The 18457-nt window shown below is 73.7% G+C and carries 22 protein-coding genes; 13 read left to right on the forward strand and 9 right to left on the reverse strand.

Translation table 11 applies throughout. From position 1 onward, the window contains the following. The first annotated feature begins 54 nt into the window (after positions 1-54). Complete coding sequence (locus Sfr03f_RS10170) at positions 55-1149, forward strand: DUF2332 domain-containing protein (RefSeq protein ID WP_108953311.1); 1095 nt, start codon at positions 55-57, stop codon at positions 1147-1149. A 49-nt stretch (positions 1150-1198) separates the two neighbouring features. Here the strand turns inward: Sfr03f_RS10170 and Sfr03f_RS10175 are convergent, their stop codons facing one another. Together Sfr03f_RS10175 and Sfr03f_RS10180 are read right to left on the reverse strand one after the other, a co-directional pair. Further along, positions 1199-1813 (reverse strand): DUF4865 family protein, encoded by a 615-nt coding sequence (locus Sfr03f_RS10175; RefSeq protein ID WP_108953312.1) that lies wholly within the window; start codon positions 1811-1813, stop codon positions 1199-1201. A gap of 44 nt (positions 1814-1857) precedes the next feature. Then, positions 1858-2424, reverse strand: coding sequence for a TetR/AcrR family transcriptional regulator (locus Sfr03f_RS10180; protein WP_108953313.1), 567 nt, complete (start codon positions 2422-2424; stop codon positions 1858-1860). Positions 2425-2586: 162 nt separating this feature from the next. Here Sfr03f_RS10180 and Sfr03f_RS10185 point away from each other — a divergent pair, with 162 nt between their 5' ends. Beyond that, entirely contained in the window at positions 2587-3120 is a 534-nt protein-coding gene (locus Sfr03f_RS10185) for a hypothetical protein (protein WP_108953314.1), read from the forward strand. A 166-nt stretch (positions 3121-3286) separates the two neighbouring features. Here the strand turns inward: Sfr03f_RS10185 and Sfr03f_RS10190 are convergent, their stop codons facing one another. The 3 genes from Sfr03f_RS10190 to Sfr03f_RS10200 form a co-directional block, all read right to left on the reverse strand. Beyond that, entirely contained in the window at positions 3287-3964 is a 678-nt protein-coding gene (locus Sfr03f_RS10190; protein ID WP_108953315.1) for an HAD family hydrolase, read from the reverse strand. Next, on the reverse strand, positions 3961-4749 hold the full coding sequence (locus Sfr03f_RS10195; RefSeq protein ID WP_108953316.1) for an aminoglycoside adenylyltransferase domain-containing protein: 789 nt from the start codon (positions 4747-4749) through the stop codon (positions 3961-3963). Before Sfr03f_RS10195 ends, Sfr03f_RS10190 begins: the two co-directional genes overlap by 4 nt. A gap of 87 nt (positions 4750-4836) precedes the next feature. Further along, positions 4837-5865, reverse strand: a complete 1029-nt coding sequence (locus Sfr03f_RS10200) for a saccharopine dehydrogenase family protein (protein ID WP_108953317.1) — start codon at positions 5863-5865, stop codon at positions 4837-4839. A 124-nt stretch (positions 5866-5989) separates the two neighbouring features. On the opposite strand from Sfr03f_RS10200, the gene Sfr03f_RS10205 reads away from it, so the two are divergent. Further along, the gene (locus tag Sfr03f_RS10205; RefSeq protein WP_108953318.1) at positions 5990-6937 is read left to right on the forward strand and encodes a helix-turn-helix domain-containing protein; all 948 of its coding nucleotides are present in this window, start codon (positions 5990-5992) and stop codon (positions 6935-6937) included. Between the two features lie 77 nt (positions 6938-7014). Here the strand turns inward: Sfr03f_RS10205 and Sfr03f_RS10210 are convergent, their stop codons facing one another. Next, complete coding sequence (locus Sfr03f_RS10210) at positions 7015-7644, reverse strand: CAP domain-containing protein (RefSeq protein ID WP_245967515.1); 630 nt, start codon at positions 7642-7644, stop codon at positions 7015-7017. A gap of 277 nt (positions 7645-7921) precedes the next feature. On the opposite strand from Sfr03f_RS10210, the gene Sfr03f_RS10215 reads away from it, so the two are divergent. Continuing rightward, complete coding sequence (locus Sfr03f_RS10215) at positions 7922-8785, forward strand: site-specific integrase (RefSeq protein WP_108953319.1); 864 nt, start codon at positions 7922-7924, stop codon at positions 8783-8785. A gap of 78 nt (positions 8786-8863) precedes the next feature. Then, positions 8864-9226, forward strand: a complete 363-nt coding sequence (locus tag Sfr03f_RS10220) for a hypothetical protein (protein WP_108953320.1) — start codon at positions 8864-8866, stop codon at positions 9224-9226. 602 nt (positions 9227-9828) lie between these two features. Here the strand turns inward: Sfr03f_RS10220 and Sfr03f_RS10225 are convergent. Next, positions 9829-10104 carry a helix-turn-helix domain-containing protein gene (locus tag Sfr03f_RS10225; RefSeq protein ID WP_108953321.1) on the reverse strand — a complete coding sequence of 92 codons (276 nt, stop codon included), beginning with the start codon at positions 10102-10104 and terminating at the stop codon, positions 9829-9831. 70 nt (positions 10105-10174) lie between these two features. Between Sfr03f_RS10225 and map the strand changes: the two genes are divergently transcribed. The 4 genes from map (at position 10175) to Sfr03f_RS10240 (ending at position 12788) form a co-directional block, all read left to right on the forward strand. Then, a complete protein-coding gene (map, locus tag Sfr03f_RS10230) occupies positions 10175-10942 on the forward strand; it encodes a type I methionyl aminopeptidase (RefSeq protein ID WP_108953322.1) in 768 nt (255 codons plus the stop codon). 350 nt (positions 10943-11292) lie between these two features. Further along, a complete protein-coding gene (xynA, locus tag Sfr03f_RS10235) occupies positions 11293-11976 on the forward strand; it encodes an endo-1,4-beta-xylanase XynA (RefSeq protein ID WP_290429961.1) in 684 nt (227 codons plus the stop codon). Between the two features lie 72 nt (positions 11977-12048). Further along, the gene (locus tag Sfr03f_RS30220) at positions 12049-12189 is read left to right on the forward strand and encodes a hypothetical protein (RefSeq protein ID WP_159105606.1); all 141 of its coding nucleotides are present in this window, start codon (positions 12049-12051) and stop codon (positions 12187-12189) included. Then, complete coding sequence (locus Sfr03f_RS10240) at positions 12186-12788, forward strand: nucleotidyltransferase family protein (RefSeq protein WP_108953324.1); 603 nt, start codon at positions 12186-12188, stop codon at positions 12786-12788. Before Sfr03f_RS30220 ends, Sfr03f_RS10240 begins: the two co-directional genes overlap by 4 nt. A gap of 26 nt (positions 12789-12814) precedes the next feature. Here the strand turns inward: Sfr03f_RS10240 and Sfr03f_RS10245 are convergent, their stop codons facing one another. After that, positions 12815-13369, reverse strand: coding sequence for a GNAT family N-acetyltransferase (locus Sfr03f_RS10245; RefSeq protein ID WP_245967479.1), 555 nt, complete (start codon positions 13367-13369; stop codon positions 12815-12817). Between the two features lie 237 nt (positions 13370-13606). Here Sfr03f_RS10245 and Sfr03f_RS10250 point away from each other — a divergent pair, with 237 nt between their 5' ends. Genes Sfr03f_RS10250 through tpg form a run of 3 tightly spaced genes read left to right on the forward strand, consistent with a single transcriptional unit; the run spans position 13607 to position 16945 of the window. After that, positions 13607-14017, forward strand: a complete 411-nt coding sequence (locus Sfr03f_RS10250; protein ID WP_108953326.1) for a hypothetical protein — start codon at positions 13607-13609, stop codon at positions 14015-14017. Between the two features lie 12 nt (positions 14018-14029). Next, entirely contained in the window at positions 14030-16372 is a 2343-nt protein-coding gene (gene tap / locus Sfr03f_RS10255; RefSeq protein WP_108953327.1) for a telomere-associated protein Tap, read from the forward strand. A 15-nt stretch (positions 16373-16387) separates the two neighbouring features. After that, a complete protein-coding gene (tpg, locus tag Sfr03f_RS10260) occupies positions 16388-16945 on the forward strand; it encodes a telomere-protecting terminal protein Tpg (protein WP_108953328.1) in 558 nt (185 codons plus the stop codon). A gap of 140 nt (positions 16946-17085) precedes the next feature. Here the strand turns inward: tpg and Sfr03f_RS10265 are convergent, their stop codons facing one another. Further along, positions 17086-17346, reverse strand: coding sequence for a hypothetical protein (locus Sfr03f_RS10265; protein ID WP_108953329.1), 261 nt, complete (start codon positions 17344-17346; stop codon positions 17086-17088). A gap of 237 nt (positions 17347-17583) precedes the next feature. Here Sfr03f_RS10265 and Sfr03f_RS10270 point away from each other — a divergent pair, with 237 nt between their 5' ends. Further along, positions 17584-18447, forward strand: a complete 864-nt coding sequence (locus tag Sfr03f_RS10270) for a helix-turn-helix domain-containing protein (protein WP_108953330.1) — start codon at positions 17584-17586, stop codon at positions 18445-18447. The last annotated feature ends 10 nt before the right edge of the window (positions 18448-18457 follow it).

Here is an 18457-nt window from a genome sequence, read left to right on the forward strand (position 1 = left end):
GCCCCTGCCCTCACGCGCCGGACGCCCGGGGCCGCCCCCTCCTAGACTTGCCGGATGCCAGGCAGCAGGCCCGCACCCCTGGGCGGAACCCGGACGCTCACCGACACCTACCGCCGCTTCGCCGTGTCCGACGCGGCCAAGGCCTCACCGCTGTCCGCGCGCGTCGCCCTCGCCCTGGGCGCCTCCGCCCGGGCCCTGCGCGTCGTCGAGACGGCACCCGCGCACCGACGGAGCCCTCGGCTCATCCTCTCCGTCCTGCACGACCTCGCCCTCGCCGGCCGGGCCCCAGGGCTGGTGGCCGCCTACCGGACCGGGGACGCCGAGGCCGCCGCCGCGGCAGCGGTCGACACCCTGCTGGGCATGGCCGACGAGGTCGTGGCCACCGCCGCGCGGCGCCGGGCGCCGGCCGAGGCGACCGGGCGCCACACCGTCCTGCGCCCGGTCGTCGCCGAAGCCGCGCACCGCCTCGCCGCCGACGCGGTCGCACTGATCGACCTGGACTGCGCCGCGGGCTTCAACCTCGACGTCCATCGCGTGGCCGTCACCTACGGCAACGGCCGGACGTTGGGCGACCCCTCGTCGCCCGTGCGCCGCGCCGCCTCGGTCGTGGGTGGCCGGCGCCTGCCGGAGCGAGCCTTCCCCCAGGTCGTCGCACGCCTCGGCCTCGACGCGCACCCCGTCGACGTCACCGACGAGGCCGAGGCCCGGTGGCTGCGCGCCGGCCGGTGGCCGGACCGGCCGGAGGAGATCGCCGCACTCGAGGCGGAGGTCGCCCTGGCGGCCGCGGACCCTCCGAGGCTCCTGGCCGGTGACGTGCTCGACACGCTGCCCGAGGCGTTCACCCGGGTGCCCGCCGGCGCCCTCCCCGTGGTGACCACCACCTGGGCGCTCTCCCGCCTGCGCCGCCAGGACCGCCTGCGCTTCCTGGACCTCCTGCGGGACGCCGCGCGCGGCCGGCCGGTGGCCTGGGTGTCCGCGGAAGGGGTCGGGGTCGCCCCCACGGTCCCCACCCTGGGCGACCGCCCCGCCTCCGGCCACAGCATCCTCGGCCTCGCACTGTTCGACGGACCGGGCGCCCTGACCGCGGCGGTCGGCCGGTGCTGGGCCCGGGGCCGCATGCTGACCTGGCTGGCCGACGACGCCGACTGACGACTCCGCGCCCGGCCCCGTCAGTCCCCTCGGGCCCCGCCCGGGCTTCCTACCAGTTCCGCCCCTCGGGCAGACGGTCCAGCTCAGGGGCGGACAGGTGCAGCACCTCGTAGCGTTCCGTCGCCTCCTCGTCGGCCGCGGACGTCCGCGCCCACAGGACGAAACGCAGCAACCGCCAGTGGTACGGGTCGACGGCCAGCGCGGCGGTGTGCACACCGTCGAGCCGGGACAGGCGGCGCAGCTCCTCGGTCTCCCGCTCGACCAGCGCGGACAGGCCCAGCCCCGTGCCGTCCGGATCGGCGTCCGCGGCCACCGCGGTCAGCCGCCGCGACGCCGCCCGGACCGGAGCGGTACGCGCCGGTCCGGCGTGGCAGGCGATGCCCGTCCAGTGCAGCACCTGGGGCCGGCCGAAGTCGCGCACGATGTTCTGGAAGCCGCCACCGCCGACCAGGAAGCGGGCCATCGCCCCCGGCTCGTTCCACAGGTAGAACGGCGCGTACTGGTTGACCGGGGAGCCGTCGACCCCGCGCTCGCGGATCGCGTAGGCCTTCAGCCCCAGCCCGGCGCGGTCGTCCAGGACGTGACCGCCCCTGGCCACGCGGTCGCGGACGATCCCCATGTCGTAGTCGGCGGGCAGGGTGATCTCGTACTGCTGGGCGTACACGGCGGTGACCTTCCGAAGGGGTGGGCGGGGACCGGCGGGGCCGGTCATGGGCGGACGTGCGCCGCGAGCAGTCCCAGCACACCGTCCACGGCCTGGTCGAACGGCTGCGCCGACGCGGCGGCACGCGCCAGGACGTACCCGCCCTGCAGCACCGCCACCGTCGTCGCGGCCACGGCCCACGGGTCCAGCCCGGCGTCCAGCTCACCCCGCTCACGCCCCTCGGCCAGCACCTGTGCGAGCCGTTCGCGCAGCCAGGCCAGAGTCCGGTCCACCGGCTCCCGCAGCGCGGGGTCCGCCATGACCTCCGGGTCCTGGGTGAGGCGCCCGATCGGACACCCCCTCAGCACGTCCCGCTCACGGCGCAGATAGGCGGTCACGCGCTCCACGGACGTTCCGGTCCCGGACAACTGCTCCTCGGCCCTGGCGCGCGTCTCCTCGGCCGTCCGGCCGATGGCGGCCAGCGCCAACTCCCGCTTTCCGGCGAAGTGGTGGTACATGCTGCCCTGCCCGACACCGGCGCGCTGCTGGATGCCCTTCGGGCTGATGCCGGTGTAACCGCGCTCCCACAGCAGTTCGCGGGTGCTTTCGACGAGACGTTCCGCAGCGTTCACGCGAGCAGTGTACATACCAGTAGGTACAGAACTCTGCCCGTGCTTGACGGAGTTCGGCCTCGCGACCCTGTGCCGGAGGGCTCCGAACACGAAGGAGCCTCACGGCCACGGCCGACACACGAGCCGACGGCGGTGTCGGACCCCGCTCGTACGATCATCCGCATGTCAGACGCCTTTACCGTGCTGTGGACCCACGAACGATGCCGAGCCCTGCGCAAGGCCGGCAAGGTGGGGGAGCGGCCGCCGGTCGCCTTCAGCGGAGCCCACACCTCGCTGCCCGCCTGGTCACGTGCTCGCGCGGGCGACGAGGTGTACGCGCTCCACGTCGACCGGCGCGTCGTCCACGTCGTCACCCGCATGCGCGTGACGGACCGCGAGCGCGGCGCGTGCTGCGGCACCCCGCCCACCGGTTGGCAGGACCAGGCCCACCCCGGTCACCACGACTGGTGGATGCTCGGCGCGGACGGCTGCGGCTCCGAACCGGTGCACGTCGACGCCACACCGGTCCGCTTCGACCTGCCCGTTCCCGGCGACCTCCTGGCGACCCTCACCTGGCGCAACCTCAAGGGGAGGACCCGCCGGCTCAAGCACGTGACCGACGGTCTCCTGGAGAACTCGATCGGCATCCAGGGCTTCTACCGCCTCACCCCCGAATCGGCAGCCGATCTGGCCGCGCTCGTCGGCACCGCCACCTGAGGCGGCCCGCGCGGACGACCCCGCCCACTTCACCCCCACGTCCTGTCCTGGTTCCTGGTGGGAGATCGACCGGCTCCGCACAGCGACTGCCCACCACGATCCGACGCCGCGTCATCTCGGACCGGTGCACGCGTGTCCGTGAACCTCGGCTCCGAGCCCGTTCGCCCTACCGCCGCCCGACACCGAGCACATGGCCGATCGCAGCGACGACGTCCGGAGCCACATGGGTCGGCCGGCAGGAGTCCCCGGCCCACGCCCGGCCGTTCGACACCCACACGCTCGACAGCCCGAGTGCGGCGGCCCCCGCGATGTCGGCACGGGCCGAGTCGCCGATCACCCACGCGCCCGGCAGGGACGCTCCGACGGCCTCCGCGGCCGCCCGGAAGATCGCCGGGTCGGGCTTCGCGCAGCCCACCGTCTCGGACACCACCCAGCCGTGCACCAGCCGGTCGATACCGGTGCGGCGCATCTTGGCCTCCTGCTGCGCCGTGCGCCCGTTCGTCACGACCACACAGGTCCAGCCCTCGTCGACGGCCCGCGTCAGCGCCTCCCGGACGCCGGCGGTCAGCACCACCCGGTCGGCCGCACCCCGGTCCACCAGGGCGTGCACCGCCGCGGAGGACGCCCGCCCCCGGTACCGGTCGAGAAGGGCCGCCGCCACGTCACGGAGCGTGGCGTAGCCGCCCGCGTCGAGCGCCATCGCCCACGCCAGATCGTCCGCGGGCAGACGCTGCTCCGCCAGGAACGCCGCGACGGCCGCACGGAACGCGGCGTCACGGTCGATCAAGGTGTTGTCGAGATCGATCATCAGCAGGCCTGCTCCGGCCACGACATGCCGCGTCATCGGCGAGTCCCTTCCGTCGTCCCCGCGCCACCGGCGCCCGTCGACTCGATCCCGGCGAGCACGTACGCCACCAGGGCGGGCACCCGCGCGCGCAGTTCCGCGTCCCAGGTCTCCTCGTCGTATCCGCAGTGGAGGTAGAGGTGCCTGGCATGCCCCAGGACCGGGCGGAGCGCCGGCGGCAGGCGCCTCAGCACCCAGTCGGCCGCGGCGTCCTTGCGCCCGACGCGGCCGGTCGCGAGCGTGTACCAGACACGGGCCAGGGTCAGCAGGACGTTGCGGGTGTCCTCCTCGACGCCGTCGAGCAGACCGGGCACCCCCTCGAGACACGCCCGCACGACGTCCGCGTACGGGACCTCGTCCAGAACCCGGGCCGGTGCCGGACCGGCGAGCGGACGGTCACCGGCCAGCACCATCCCGACCGTCAGCGCCAGGTCGGGCATGCGCTGCGGCCGTGGCACCAGCCCGGCCTCGTACGTGTCCCTCAGCCACTCGCCGTAGAGGAAGTCGCCCTCCGGCGCGTACCGCCACGGCCGCAGCTGCGAACGGACGACCACGGTGACCTCGAGCGGGCGGAGCCCGTGGCGGGAACCGGAGACCGGCAGCAACCCGGCGAGCAGGGCCCGCTGTCGCCCCTCGTCCATGCCCCCGCGGGTGACGAGCAGCACGTCGACGTCACTGGCCGGCCGCCACCCACCGAGCACGGCGGACCCGTGCAGGTAGGCGCCGACGAGATCGTCCCCCAGTACCGCCTCGGCGAGGCGCACGACTTCCCGCGTCTGGTCCACCCCACGAGCATCGCCGCCGAAACTCCTCGGCGCACGGCCTTTTCCGCGGCCCCGGCCCTCCGGGGCCGGGGGAGCCCCGGGTGACCGTCAGCCGGAGAACTCCACCGACAGGTGCTCCGACAGCGCGCCCAGGAAGTCCGCCGCGTCGAAGATCTCGCCGGCCGAGGCCACCCCCTTGGTGCGGACGCGGCCCGAGAGGATGCGCTCGACCGCCTCGACGGCCAGCGGGGCGGTCACGGCGTAGATGTCCCGTCCCCGCGCCACCGCGCGGCGTTCGGCCCCGTCCCTGCGCACGACCACGTCGACCAGGAACGTCTGCGCCGAGCGGCCCCGCTCGTCGGAGGGCGAGGCGACGGGGGAGGGGGTGTCGGGGGAGGCGATGTCACGGGCGGCCTCGACGGTCATGTACGTGCGGACCTCGGGCACCCGCAGGTGGCTCGGCACGGTGACGATGTCGGCCATCGAGAACTCGCCGATGACGGCACGCCGCCCCATCGGCTCCGGGAAGCTCCAGGTCGTCGTGGGCGCCGCGTCGTCCCGGTACTCCAGGCGACCGGCGGAGTAGCGGACCCGGCGGCCGTCACGACGGCGGCGGGACACGGCGCCCGCGGCACGGGTGCCGGCCGTCGGGTGCCAGTGGTCCAGGCCGTACGCGATGTCCACCTCGTCGGCGGACGTCCAGTCCCCGAGCGCCGCGGTCACCAGCAGGTCGCCGAGTCCGCCGTAGAAGGCCATCGCGGGCACGACCACCGCGCCGGCCTCACGGGCACGCTCCGCGAACCGGTCGAACGTGTCGGCGTTGGCCTCGATCTCGGCCGCCACGTCCACGTAGGGGATGCCCGCCCGCAACGCCGCCTCGACGACGGGCGCCGCCGTGTCGGCGAACGGGCCCGCGCAGTTCACGACGGCCGCCGTGCCGGCGAGCGCGCGGTCCAGGGAGGCGGCGTCGCCGGCGTCCGCCGGACGGGCCTCCAGACCACCCGCCGAGGCGGCGAACTCCTCGAGGCTCGCGGCGTTCCGCCCGCTGAGCACGGGGATGAAGCCACGGGCCGCCAACTCGGCCACCACGAACCGGCCGGTGTCTCCGTACGCCCCGAACACCGCTACCTGGCGCATGACTTCTCCTTCGTCACCGGGCGGAGAGCCGAAGTCCCTCCGTCTGACCCGTCGCCCCCATCCTGGAGGGAGAGTTCACGTGATCGTGAGTGTCCGGAACGACATGACGCATACACTTCCGGACATGGACCACATCGTGGCGGTGGCCGTCACCGACGGCATGCTGAACTTCGAACTCGCCCTCGCGCTCGAGGTGTTCGGCAGCCCGCCCGACGCCGTGAAGGGGCCCTGGTACGAGCTGGTCGTCTGCGCGCCGCGGCCCGTGGGCAGCGGCAGGTTCCTCCTGGAACCGGACCATGGCCTCGAGAGGCTGCCGGACGCCGACACCGTGGTCGTGCCGGGCTGGGCCGACATCGACCAGCCGCCGTCCCCCGAACTCCTGACCGCGCTACGTGCCGCCCACGAGGCGGGCGCCCGCGTCGTGTCCCTGTGCACCGGGGCGTTCGTGCTGGCGGCCGCAGGCCTCCTGGACGGCCGCCGCGCCACCACGCACTGGGCGCACACCGCGGACCTCAAGGCCCGCCACCCCGGAGTGGACGTCGACCCCGACGTCCTCTACGTGGACGACGGCCGCGTGCTGACCTCCGCGGGCAAGGCCGCCGCGATGGACCTGTGCCTGCACCTGGTCCGCCAGGACCGCGGTTCCGCCGTCGCCAACGCGGTCGCCCGCCGGCTGGTGGTCCCGCCCCACCGCGACGGCGGCCAGGCGCAGTTCGTCACCACGCCGGTGCCCGCCCCCGCCAACCATCCGCTCGCCGAGCTCCTGCCCTGGGCCATGCAGCGGCTCGACCAGCCGATCACCGTGGAGGACCTCGCCCGCCGCGCCGGCATGAGCTCCCGCCACCTCACCCGCCACTTCCGTTCGGTCAGCGGCACCACCCCCCTGCGGTGGCTGCTCACCCAGCGCATCCGCCGCGCCCAGGAGCTCCTGGAGACCACCGACGACGGCATCGACGCCATCGCCACCGCCACCGGCATGGGCACCGCCACCACACTGCGCCGCCACTTCCACCGCACGGTGGGCGTGCCCCCGGACACCTACCGCCGCACCTTCCGCGCCCGGGCCGGCTGAACGGGCCGCTCGCACGCAATCACGTTCCGTGCCGTCGACTCGCCAAGTGAGGCGACGGATGACGCCCGGACCGACAGTCAGCGGGGGCAGTATCCGAAGTTCATGACGTAGGTGCCTGCGCCACTTCGACCGGCGCCCGCCTTGTCGGCGGCGTCCGGCCACGTTGCTACGCCGTAGTTGTTCCAATGGGTGCCGAGAATGATGTCTCGGTGTGTGGGGCTGTTCATCCACCAGTTGACGGCGGCCCGCGGCGTGCCTTGGCCACCCCAGCCGGTGTAGGCGATCTCCCCGGTGGACGGGGTGCGACCGGGACAGTACCCGGCGTCCTTGATGCGGCTGTTGACGGTCGACCCGGTCTGCGGGTTGGTGTGCGGGTCCTTGCCAGGTCCCCACCACTTCAGCGTGACAGCCGCCTCGACGTGACGCTGTGCCGCCAGTGGAAGCGGCTGGGGAGGCTGCCCTCTGAGACTGACCGTGTGCGGGATGGGTGGCAACCCGCGCTTGGCGCGCTCCTGCTGTATGAGGCAGACGGTCGCCAAGTCAGCGGCGGCGGAGGCACGCCTGGGTGCCTCGTCCGCGTATCTGAGCCAGAAGCAGGGCGCGGCGTCGGCTGGTGGAGCGGTGGTGGCCTGGAGGAGAGTGGCTGACAGGAACCCCGTCGCGAGGAGCGCCCATACGGACCGGGCGCGCGGCGCAGGAAACATCATCGACCTCACTAGGCCCTCCTTATGGGAGTACCTCGGTCTGCCGCCCCAGCCGGCCACCACTTGCATGCGTGGGCGGCACAGGGCGCTACTTCGTATCCAGTCTGTGTCTGCTGTCACCGAGTCGCCACCGGGGGAGGACGACCCCTGTAGTCGCAGGCCGGCGCCGCGTGCAGTCGGCGTCGGGCGGCCCGTGCGACCGCCCCACCCCACCCGTCGAACCAACCCGTCCCGCCCCGCACCCGCCACCCCCGACCCCCGGCTTCCGTACCCTGATCCCATGCCGACCGCGCCCGAGCCCGCCGCCGACCACCACGCCTGGGCGACCCAGGACGCCCGCGCGGCCGTCGACGACTTCCTCGACGCGCTGCGCCGCGCCGGGTACGCCCCCGCGACGCGGCGGCTGCGCGCCACCCTGCTGGGCGAGTTCCTCGACCACGCCCTCGACGGGGCGGGGGCCGTCTCCCTCACCGCGGGACAACTCCTGGACCCCGAGCGGGCGTCGGCGTGGCTGGAGGCCGCCGCCGCGGGGGAGACCCGCCGACGCAACACCCTGCGCGGACCGGACGCCCGGGCGTCGGAGGAGTCGCAACGGGCCCGCGCCCAGAGCTACAACTCCCTCGCCGCCCACCTGGGAGCCCCGCACCGCCTCGAAGCGGCCCCCCAGGGCATCGGCGAACACCTCACCCCCACGGAGGCGGACCGGCTCCTGCACACCCTCGCCGTCAAGCGCCCCTCCGGAGCCAACGCGGCCACCAGCATCCGCACCGCGGCGGTGGCCGCCCTCGTCGCCGGCACCGGACGCACCGTCCCGGAACTGCACAGGCTGCGCACCGACGACATCGACCTCCAGCGGCGCCTCGTGCACCTCGACACCGGCCCCGAGCCCCTGGACGCCCGCGCGACCGAGATCCTCGGCCGCTGGCTCGACGTCCGCGGCCACATCACCGACCGCCTGGAGGGCAGCGACCCGGGCCACCTCTGGATCCCCACCAAGCCGGGACGCCCTCGCGACGGCGCCCGCGCCCTCAAACCCGGCATCACCCGCGCCGCCGTCCGCACGCTCCACGCCGCCCACCGCAACCTGGTCCTGCAGCTCCTCGGCCGTCCCGTGCGGCCGGGCGCGCTCCTTCCGAAGGACTGACCCGGACCTTTCGAAGGACTGACCCGGATCGGCTCCAGCCCCTCCCTCCCGTACCGGACCACCGGCTACCGTGCACGAATGAACCACGCACTGCCTGCCGACGTGACCGAAGCGCTGGACGCCGTCCTCGGCCCCGACAACGCCGTCCACGCCGCCTTACGCGCCCAGATACCGCACCTGACCGTCCGCACCCGCTGCACCTGCGGATGCGGCAGCGCCTACTTCCAGCTCGACACCGAGACGGTGGAACGCGCCCCCACCGGCCCCGGCACGGCGATCGCTGCCGAGGCACGGTTCGTCATGGAGGACGGCACCTGCCCCGGCGAGGTCCTGGTGTTCGTCCAGGACGGCCATCTCTCGTGGCTCGAGGTCTGCACCTGGAGCGACGACACGGAGGTGTCGCTCGCCACCACCCTCCACCGCCTGCGTCCCGTCCGCTGACCGGCCTGCTACCGAGCGTCGCCGCGCCACGCGACGGCCGTCAACGCCGCGGCGTCCGGCAGGCGGCCTCAACCCCCGGGCGCCCCCTGAGGCGCTCCCCGGCGCCATGCCGACCCGCCGGGTCCGCCCGTCCCCGGCCGGCACGCGCAGAACCTCCGCTCCCGGCGCCGCCACGGCGGCGACCCGTCGCTGGAACCAGTCCGAAGCCTCCGGCACGGCCTCCCGCCCCCACGGCCGGCCGAGAATCATGGCACGCAGGAGCCGCCACTCCTCCACCCGCCGGGACACCGGCAGGGTCAGGAAGGCGTCCCCTCCCACCGCCTCCGCCAGCGCCTCCGCCCAGGAGCGGAACCCCGGCTCGGCGAGCAGCGCGGCCGCCCGCCGGTCCGGATGCTCCAGCACCGCCGGCCGTGCCATCACCTGGTCCGGATCGGACAGCACCCGCAGGACGAGCGCGAGCTCGTCCGCCTCGCCCACTCGCGCGAGCGCGGCACGGTACTCGGCGAACCGCCGATGTCCACCCGGCTCACCCAGCCCGCCCGGCGGCGCATCCTGCCCGCCCGGCTCCCCGGGGCCGCCGTGCCCGGTCGCCCCGCCCGCACTCACGCGGACAAAGCCTGGTCCTGGCCGTCGGTCTCCGGCGCCGCGGCCGCCGCCAGCGCGTCCATGGACAGGTCCAGCGCCGCGGCCAGAGCGGCGATGGTGAAGAAGGCCGGCGTCGGCGCCCTTCCGGTCTCGATCTTCCGCAGGGTCTCCGCCGAGACGCCCGCCGCTGCCGCCACGTCGGCCATGCTCCGGTCGCCGCGAGCCCGGCGCAGCAGCGCACCGAACCGCTCGCCGCGTTCACGTTCCCAAGGGGTCAGAGGAGTTCGCACCATGACCGTGATACTAATACCGGTATAAGTATTGGGTCGAGGCGGAAGCCTCCGAAGTGGGGAGTCACCACACATGGTGGAGATCAAGACCGACGCGGCGCTCGACGCGATGAGGGAGGCGGGGCGCGTGGTGGGACAGGCCCTGGCCGCGGTCCGCGAGGCGGCCGCCGTGGGGGTGTCCCTGCGGGAACTGGACGAGGCGGCCCGGGAGGTCCTGGAGAAGGCCGGAGCCACCTCCCCGTTCCTGGGGTACCGGCCCTCGTTCGCCCCGGTCCCCTTCCCCGCCGTCATCTGCACCTCGGTCAACGACGCCGTCGTCCACGGCATCCCCACCGGCTACCGTCTGGCCGACGGCGACCTGGTGAGTGTCGACTGCGGCGCCCGCCTGGACGGCTGGACCGGCGACGCCGCGATCACCTTCACCGTCGGAACGCCGCGCCCGGCCGACGTCGCCCTGATCGACGCCACCAGCCGGGCCCTGGACGCGGGCATCGCCGCCGCACGGGTGGGCGGCCGGATGGGTGACATCTCCCACGCCATCGGCTCCGTCGCCCGCGAGGCCGGCTGCGGCATGCCCGCCGACTTCGGCGGCCACGGCATCGGCCGCCAGATGCACGAGGACCCCCACGTCCCCAACCGGGGCCGCCCCGGCCGCGGTTACCCGCTCCGCCACGGCCTCGTCCTCGCCATCGAACCCATGCTCATGGCCGGCGGGCACGACGCCTACCACACCGACCCCGACGGCTGGACCCTCCGCACCACCGACGGCAGCCGTGCCGCTCACATCGAGCACACGGTCGCCATCACCGACCAGGGCCCCCGCATCCTCACGCTGCCCTGACCGCGGGACGCCCCTGCACGGCCCGCGCAGCCCGCTGAGCCAGGGCCGGCTCCCTGCACCCTTTCGCGCCCGCCCTCGAAACTTGCGAGATCCGCCGAAAGCCCACCGCCCGGCCGGCCGCCGCAAGATGCCGTACGCCCACCCCCCTTGCCTCCGCGGAACTCCTCACGCATCCACGACCTGCACCTATCGCACACACGCAACTGCCCCTCAACGCAGTTACTTTCGCAATACTCGTCGAAACTGTTGACACACCGCACGGACCGTCATGAAACTCGGCGTTCTGCAAGGCCGTCTGGGCGCCCCACGACCGCCCAGCTCCCCGCCAGCTTTCAGCAGGAGGAGACGTGCTGCACGAGAAGACCCCCGTCCGGGGTCCGAGCCGCAGAGGCTTCATCGGCGGCACGGGCGCCTTGGTCGCCGCCACCTCAGGGCTGGTCCTCCCGTCACCGGCGCAGGCCGGCACGACGGTCACGGCCAACCGGACCGGCACGGACGGCGGGTACTTCTACTCCTTCTGGACCGACGCCCCCGACACCGTCTCGTTGACCTTGCAACCGGGCGGCGCCTACACCACCACCTGGCGCGACACCGGCAACTTCGTGGCGGGCAAGGGGTGGAGCAACGGCAGCCGCCGCACGGTGCGCTACTCCGGAAGCTTCTCGCCGTCGGGCAACGCCTACCTGTGCCTGTACGGGTGGACCGCGAATCCGTTGGTCGAGTACTACGTCGTCGACAACTGGGGCGCCTACCGCCCCACCGGCTCCTACCGGGGCACCGTCACCAGCGACGGCGGCACCTACGACATCTACCGGACGACCCGGTACAACGCCCCCTCCGTGGAGGGCACGAAGACCTTCAGCCAGTTCTGGAGCGTGCGGCAGCGGAAGCGCACCGGCGGCGCCATCACCACGGGCAACCACTTCGACGCCTGGTCCCGCGTCGGCATGGAACTCGGCGAGTTCAGCCACTACATGGTCATGGCTACCGAGGGCTACCAGAGCTCCGGCACCTCCAGCCTCACGGTCGGCTGAAAGCCCCGAAAGCGGCACCAGGCCTCGGCGCGCAGCGGCATGATCGCCCGCGACGCGAGCGAGAGGACACGCATGCGCAGGTTCGGCACGGGCCGCACCGTGGTCCGCCGGGACGTGCACCGCTCCGGCCGCGTACGGAGCGAGCACGCGCTGCCCGTCATCGAGGAGGACCGCTCGGCCCGGCCGGCCGCGCCCGAGAGGCACGAGCAGTGATCGCACGTCTTCCGCTCGAGGAACAACTCGTCGCCCTGCGGTCCACGCTGTCCCGCAACGAGGTCCTGATGGACGTGCTGCACCGCTCGCCCCGACTGCGGCTGCCCGGCTGGTACCTGACGGCCGGCTGTCTCTTCCAGACCGTCTGGAACGTGGTCACCGGCAGACCCCCCGCCGACGGCATCAAGGACTACGACCTCTTCTACTTCGACGACCACGACCTCTCCTGGGAGGCGGAGGACGCGGTCATCAGGAGGGGCGAGGACGTCTTCGCGGGTCTGCCCGCCGAGGTCGAGATCCGCAACGAGGCCCGCGTGCACCTCTGGTACGAGGCGAAGTTCGGTGTCCCGTGTGCGCCCTACACCTCCACCGAGGCCGCGATCGACAGCTTTGCCGCCACCACCTGCTGCCTGGGCGTGCGTCTCGACCCGGCAGGGCGGTGGCGCGTGTACGCGCCGCATGGTCTCGCCGACGTCTTCAACCTCGTCGTGCGCCCCAACCCGGTGCTCGCGCCGCGCGAGGTCTACGAGACCAAGACGTCCCGCTGGCGCCGGCAATGGCCCGAACTCACCGTGCTGGACTGGCCCGTCCCGCGGTGACGAGTCGGCCGTCCGGGACGGTGTGACTACTCGGCCGGGGATCGTGGACGACGACCTGTGGGTGCCGGCTCCGACACCGGCTGCCACTCCCGCCTGAGCAGCCCGAAGACCCACGAGTCGGAGACCTCGCCGTTGACGACGCAGTCCTCCCGCAACGTCCCCTCGCGCACGAAGCCGAGCTTCTCCAGCACTCGGGCCGAAGCCACGTTCCGCGTATCGGTCTCCGCCTGGACGCGGTTGAGGTCCAGCGTGGTGAACGCCCACCGCAGCAGGGCGCGCGCGGCCTCGGTCGCGTAGCCGTGGCCCCACGCGGCCTCGCCGTAGCAGTAGCCGAGCGACGCGCTGCGGTACTCCGGGTTCCACCCGGCCAGGGTGCACCAGCCGATGAACGCCCCGTCCGCAGCCCGCTCCACGGCCAGCCGCGCCCCGGTGCCCTCCTGCTCCATCCGCCGGCACACCTCGAGGAACCGGTCGGCGCGTGCGCGGTCGCTCCACGGCGGTGAGTCCCAGTAACGCAGCACATGGGCGTTGCTGTGCAGCGCGAAGAGGTCGTCCGCATCCGTGTCCACGAAGGCACGCATGTGAAGGCGATCGGTCCGCAACGCCGGGGTGGGCAGCGACGCTCCCATACGGCCTCCCTGATCGGTGACCGGCCCATCAGACAACCACCCCGCACCGCTCGCAACGGGATTTCCCGGCGGGACGGCGGAACGGGTCTCCAGTCGCTCCTCCGGCGACACCGGAACCCCGCAGGTGTGTGCCCTCCCGCCGGATCGCAACGGAACAACGTTTCGTTGGTCGGTGGTAGGTTGTGCCGCATGTCTTCCGATGTTCGGGACGCTGCCCGCAGGCGGCTGTCCGCCCTGACCGCGCCCGCGGATATGCCGGACGGTGACGCTGCGGCGGTCCGGCTCGCGGAGGACTCCGCCTTGATAGGGCGTTTCCTCGCGGCGGTCGGCACCGGTGCGGATGGTGAGGACGTCGCCGACGGTGCGGGCGGCTCGGGTCGAGCGGCTGTCGAGGACAACGGGGCGGCGCTGAGTCTGCTGGAGGGTATGCGGGCGGCACTGGACGAGGTGGAGGCGCAGGTGGTCATGGAGGCGCGTCGCCGCGGTCTGGACTGGCGGCAGATCGCCCGCCATCGGGGTCTGAACTCCTCCCAGGCGGCCTCTCAGCGCCATCAGCGGCTGGTGACGCGGCTGGAAGAGATCCGCCAGGGCGTCAGGTAAGGGAGAAGTCCGGTGACGCATCAGCAGCCAGAGCTCTTCGCTGCCGTCGATTCGCTGCTCGCCGCGGTCGACGACGGCCGTCTGCTGCCGGCTCCGGCCGAGCGGAGGCGGCTGCGTGAGGCAGCCGGACTGAGTGAGGCAGCCGTCGCCCAGGCCCTGGGTGCGCGGGTGGCGAGTCTCCAGGCATGGGAGGCAGGCCGCTCGGAGCCCAAGGGCGAGCGCCTGGAGGGCTACCGCCGGCTGCTCGACGGGCTGGCCGCCCGCCATCCCGCCCCCGGCAGCCCGGCGACGCCCGCCCCTGGCAGCACCCCGCCTCCCGCTTCGGGTGCCGTAATGCCTCCCGCTCCCGGCACCGGTGCGCCTTCCGCTCCCGGCACCGGTGCGCCTCCGAACCCCGGTGCCGCCGAGGCTCCTGCCCCCAGCGACTCCCCAACTCCCGTCGCCCCCGCTGCCCCGCCTGCCACGCCCCGCCCGTCGACCCGCCCCGCCCAGCCGACGGCGCCCCGCCGCCCCGCCGCGCGGAAGCCCGCCACGGCCGGGGCGACGCGCCCGGCGCCGGCCGGGAGGACTCCGGCAGCTGCGGGCACGCGCAAAGCGACCCCCGCCCTCCCGGCGGCAGCGGACGACCCCCGGTTCGTCAATGGCCCCCTCGCGGTCGTCGACGCCGACCCGAACGGCACGGTGCTGGCGTACTGCACCGGCGGCCTCGTCCTCGACGTGCCCGCCACCACCCTCCCCGCCCTGGTGGAGTGGACGCTCAACGAGGCCGGGCTGGGCCAGCCGAGGCTCTCCGGGCCGGGCAAGGACGCCGACCCGCTCCTCGTCCTGACCGGGACCGCCCTCGAGCGCTACGGCCTGCCCACGGCCCTCACCGAGGCCGAGCGGCTCGCCGGACGCCTCCTTGAGAGCCACAAGGCCGTCAAGCAGCTCGCACGTGCCCAGTGGCAGCTCACCAAGCGCGGCCTGGGCCCGTGGGCGCGGATCTACCGCCCCGCCCAGGGCGCCGAGCGCTCCTGCGTCCAGCTGTGCATCCCGGCGTGGCACGCCCTGGACACCCGGCACTGGGGAGAGGCCGGCGACCTCCCCCCGGCCGACCTCGCCCGCGTCCTGGGCGTCTACGCCTCCCGCGTGATGACGCCGCGCGGCTCCACCGCCGTGACCGGCCTGGAACTGATGACCGCCCTGCACCCGCCGACCCGCGCCTCCGCACCCGACGCCGACGGCAGGCGGCACTCCGAGCACAACCCCGGCTCCCTGGGCAGCCACCCCGTCGACCCCGCGCCGTGCGAGGCCCCGGACGGCCATCCCGTCCTGGCCGGCCTCCCGCGCTTCCACATCCGCGGACCGGAGCAGAAGCTGTTCGAGGAGGCCTACGACTGGGCCCGCCCGATGACGGACGACGAGTGCACCCTGCGGCACCTGGTCGGCATCGACGTCAACATGGCCTTCGCCGCCGGCGCCAACGGCCTGACCGTCGGCCTCGCGGCACCCGTCCACGTCACACGCCCCGAGTTCGACCCCAAGCTGCCCGGCAGCTGGCTGGTGGACCTCTCCCACGTCGACCTGTCACGGGTCAAGGTGGGCAAGCAGTGGGCGCACCTTGACGCCGCGCTGCTGCCCTCCCCGTTCACCCCCAAGGGCGAACGACCGGACGGGCCGGCCTGGTACGCCACCCCCACCGTCGCGTACGCCGTCGAACTCGGCTACGACGTACAGCCGCTGGAAGCCTACGTACGCCCGGAAAGCGGCCGCTACCTGGACGGCTGGTACCAGCGACTGCGCGACGCCTACCTCACCACGATGGCCGACCTCGGCGTCCACCCCGACATGCCCCCGGCCGACTTCCTCACCGCGATGCGTTACCACAAGGAACGCGACCCGCACCTGGCGATCGTCGTCTCCGCGATCAAGGCCACCGTCAAGGGCGGCCTCGGCAAACTGCGCGAGCGTCCGCGCGGGGAGGGCTGGCGACCGGGCCTGCCGTGGCGTGCCCTGTCCCGGCCGACCTGGCGGCCCGACATCCGCGCGGCCGTCATCTCCCGCACCCGCGTCAACCTCCACCGCAAGATCGTCAAACACGCGGCGTTCACCGGCCAGTACCCCGTCGCGATCCTCTCCGACTGCGTCGTCTACGCCGCCGCGGGCCCCTCGCCGCTCGACTTCCTGCCCTACCGCGACGGCAAGCCGCTGCCCGGCGGCTTCAAACTCGGCGTCAACCCCGGCCTGGTCAAGCACGAGGGCACCCAGAGCGTGCTGTGGGGTGAGGAGGTCCGCGAACGGTTCGACGCCCCGGAGCTCAACCTCGCCCGCTACATCAAGGACGGCAGTGTCACCGATGCCGACAACGGCGAGTAGGGGAGAGGACAGGCGATGAGCATGTTCGCGGACGGCCTGGACGCCGCCGTCGAGAGGGCGTTCACCCGCCCGGCGCCCAAGAGGGCGGGCACGCAGATGCGCTACCTGGTCAAACAGCTCGGCGGCACCAAACCGGTCGCCCGGCTGCTGCGCGTCTCCCAGCGCACCGTGGAACGGTACGTGAAGAACCAGATCAGAACGCCACGCCCCGACCTCGCCGCGCGCCTGGAACGCGAGGTGAGGAAGCGCTGGCAGCCACAGGTCCGGGCCAGGGCCAGGGCCAGGGCCGCCACCACCGACGGCATCGTCATCGACACCCGCGCCCGCCTCGGCTACACCGCACCGATCGGATCGACCGACCAGGACCGCATCCGGCACCTGACCGTCGCCCTGCCGCCGCAGCACGCCGCCCGCCTCTTCGACGCCCACGAAGCCGGCGCCGGCGACCAGCGGCTCCAGCAGATCGCCGCCGAAGCCCTCAGGGAGGTGTACTTCCAGGACGGCGGCCGCCGCGCCGGCAGCCTGGAGGAGGTCCGCTTCACCGACGTCGAGCACCTGGAGTTCGAGCTCTAGCGGCCACCGCTGCCGCTGAGCACCGGCGAGGTGGCCCCCGCCGACACCTCGTGAGGGCTCGGCCGCCGCCGGCACCCGTCAGGGCTCGGGCCGCCGGCCCCGCCCCGGCCCGGGGCGGCACCGACGGCAGCCCTCAAGGGTCAGCGGTTGGTCCACAGGTTCCAGAAGAAGGTGCCCTCGGCGCACTGGTAGCGGTCCCAGTGCCCGCGCTCGACGCCCTGCTGGCCCGCCGTCTGGCAACCGCCCAGGGTGACGTACTTGCCGCGGTGGACGTCCAGGCCGTCGGCCGCCGGCGCGGCGGCCGCACCGCGGGGCGCGGCGACAGCGGGCGCCGCCGAGGCCGCACCGAGCGCCACCGCGGTGATCGTCGCGAAGGTCGTGAGTCCCGTGCGAATACGCATGGTGATGTCCTTTCGGAGGAGGGTTCGAGCCGGCCGACGCTCACCCTCGGGGGTGATCCGCCGGACCGGTACGCCGAGTTTGCGCAGGCAGGAGCGCTTTCGCCACCGGATCCCGCTTGATTCGCAGATGTCGGGACAAATAGTGTCCTGACCTGCTGGGACGTCCTCGTCCCGGGAGGCGGGACGGCCGCGCGGGACGCGTCGTCCCGCTGCCCCGCTCGGCAGAAAGGGCCTTCGATGACCGGTTCGCGGCCGGAGCGCGACGAGGCGGTGCGGAAGCTGGCGAACGCTCTGCGCGGTCTCCAGCGCACGTCGGGGTGCACGCTGCGCAGCCTGGAGGCCCAGGTCCGCATCAGTGATTCGTCGCTCTCCCGCTACCTCCGCGGCGAGAGCGTGCCGGTCTGGCCCGTCGTGCGGGATCTCTGCCGGGCGATGGGGGCCGACCCGGCCGAGTACCGCGCCCTGTGGGAGGCCGCCGACCGCGCCCGCCGTGGCGAGGAGGACGAACACCGCACCGTCGACGACGACGGACCCTCACCGCACCGCGCCACCGTGCCGGACCGAGGCCCCTCGCAACACCGCGCCACCACGCCGGACCGCGGCCCGGCGTGGTGGCGCCGGCCGGGCGGAGGGCTGACCCGCGGTGGGGTCGCCGCGGTGGCCGCGGCGGCGACCGTGGCCGGAAGTCTCGCGACCTGGACGCTGGCGGCCGTGCTGCTCCCCCTGGGCGGGCACGGCGCACAAGAGGCGCAGGGCGCTGCGGGCAGGGCGGACGCGCGGGGCGAGGCCGGTGTCGTCGTCCACAACGCGGAGCAGGCGTGCCGCGAGCCGCGCACGCACGACTGCGCGCTCGCCCTGGCCTACGACCCCTACCGCCCGTACGTCAGATCCAACGCCGCCGGCCGCGTCTGGCACCACGACCTGCTCCGGGCGAGCTGCACGGTCGCCGACGGCGTCACCGTCACCGACGAGAACGGAAAGCACAGCAGCATCTGGATCCAGGTCACCCGCGGCGGCGAACAGGTGTGGCTCCCCGGAATCCGCGTCGTGCCCGACGAACTGAACCAGCTCACCCGGCTCCTGCCCCGCTGCGCCCCCTGAGGCGACGCCG

The organism is Streptomyces fragilis, from assembly GCF_003112515.1.
Lineage (GTDB): Bacteria > Actinomycetota > Actinomycetes > Streptomycetales > Streptomycetaceae > Streptomyces > Streptomyces fragilis.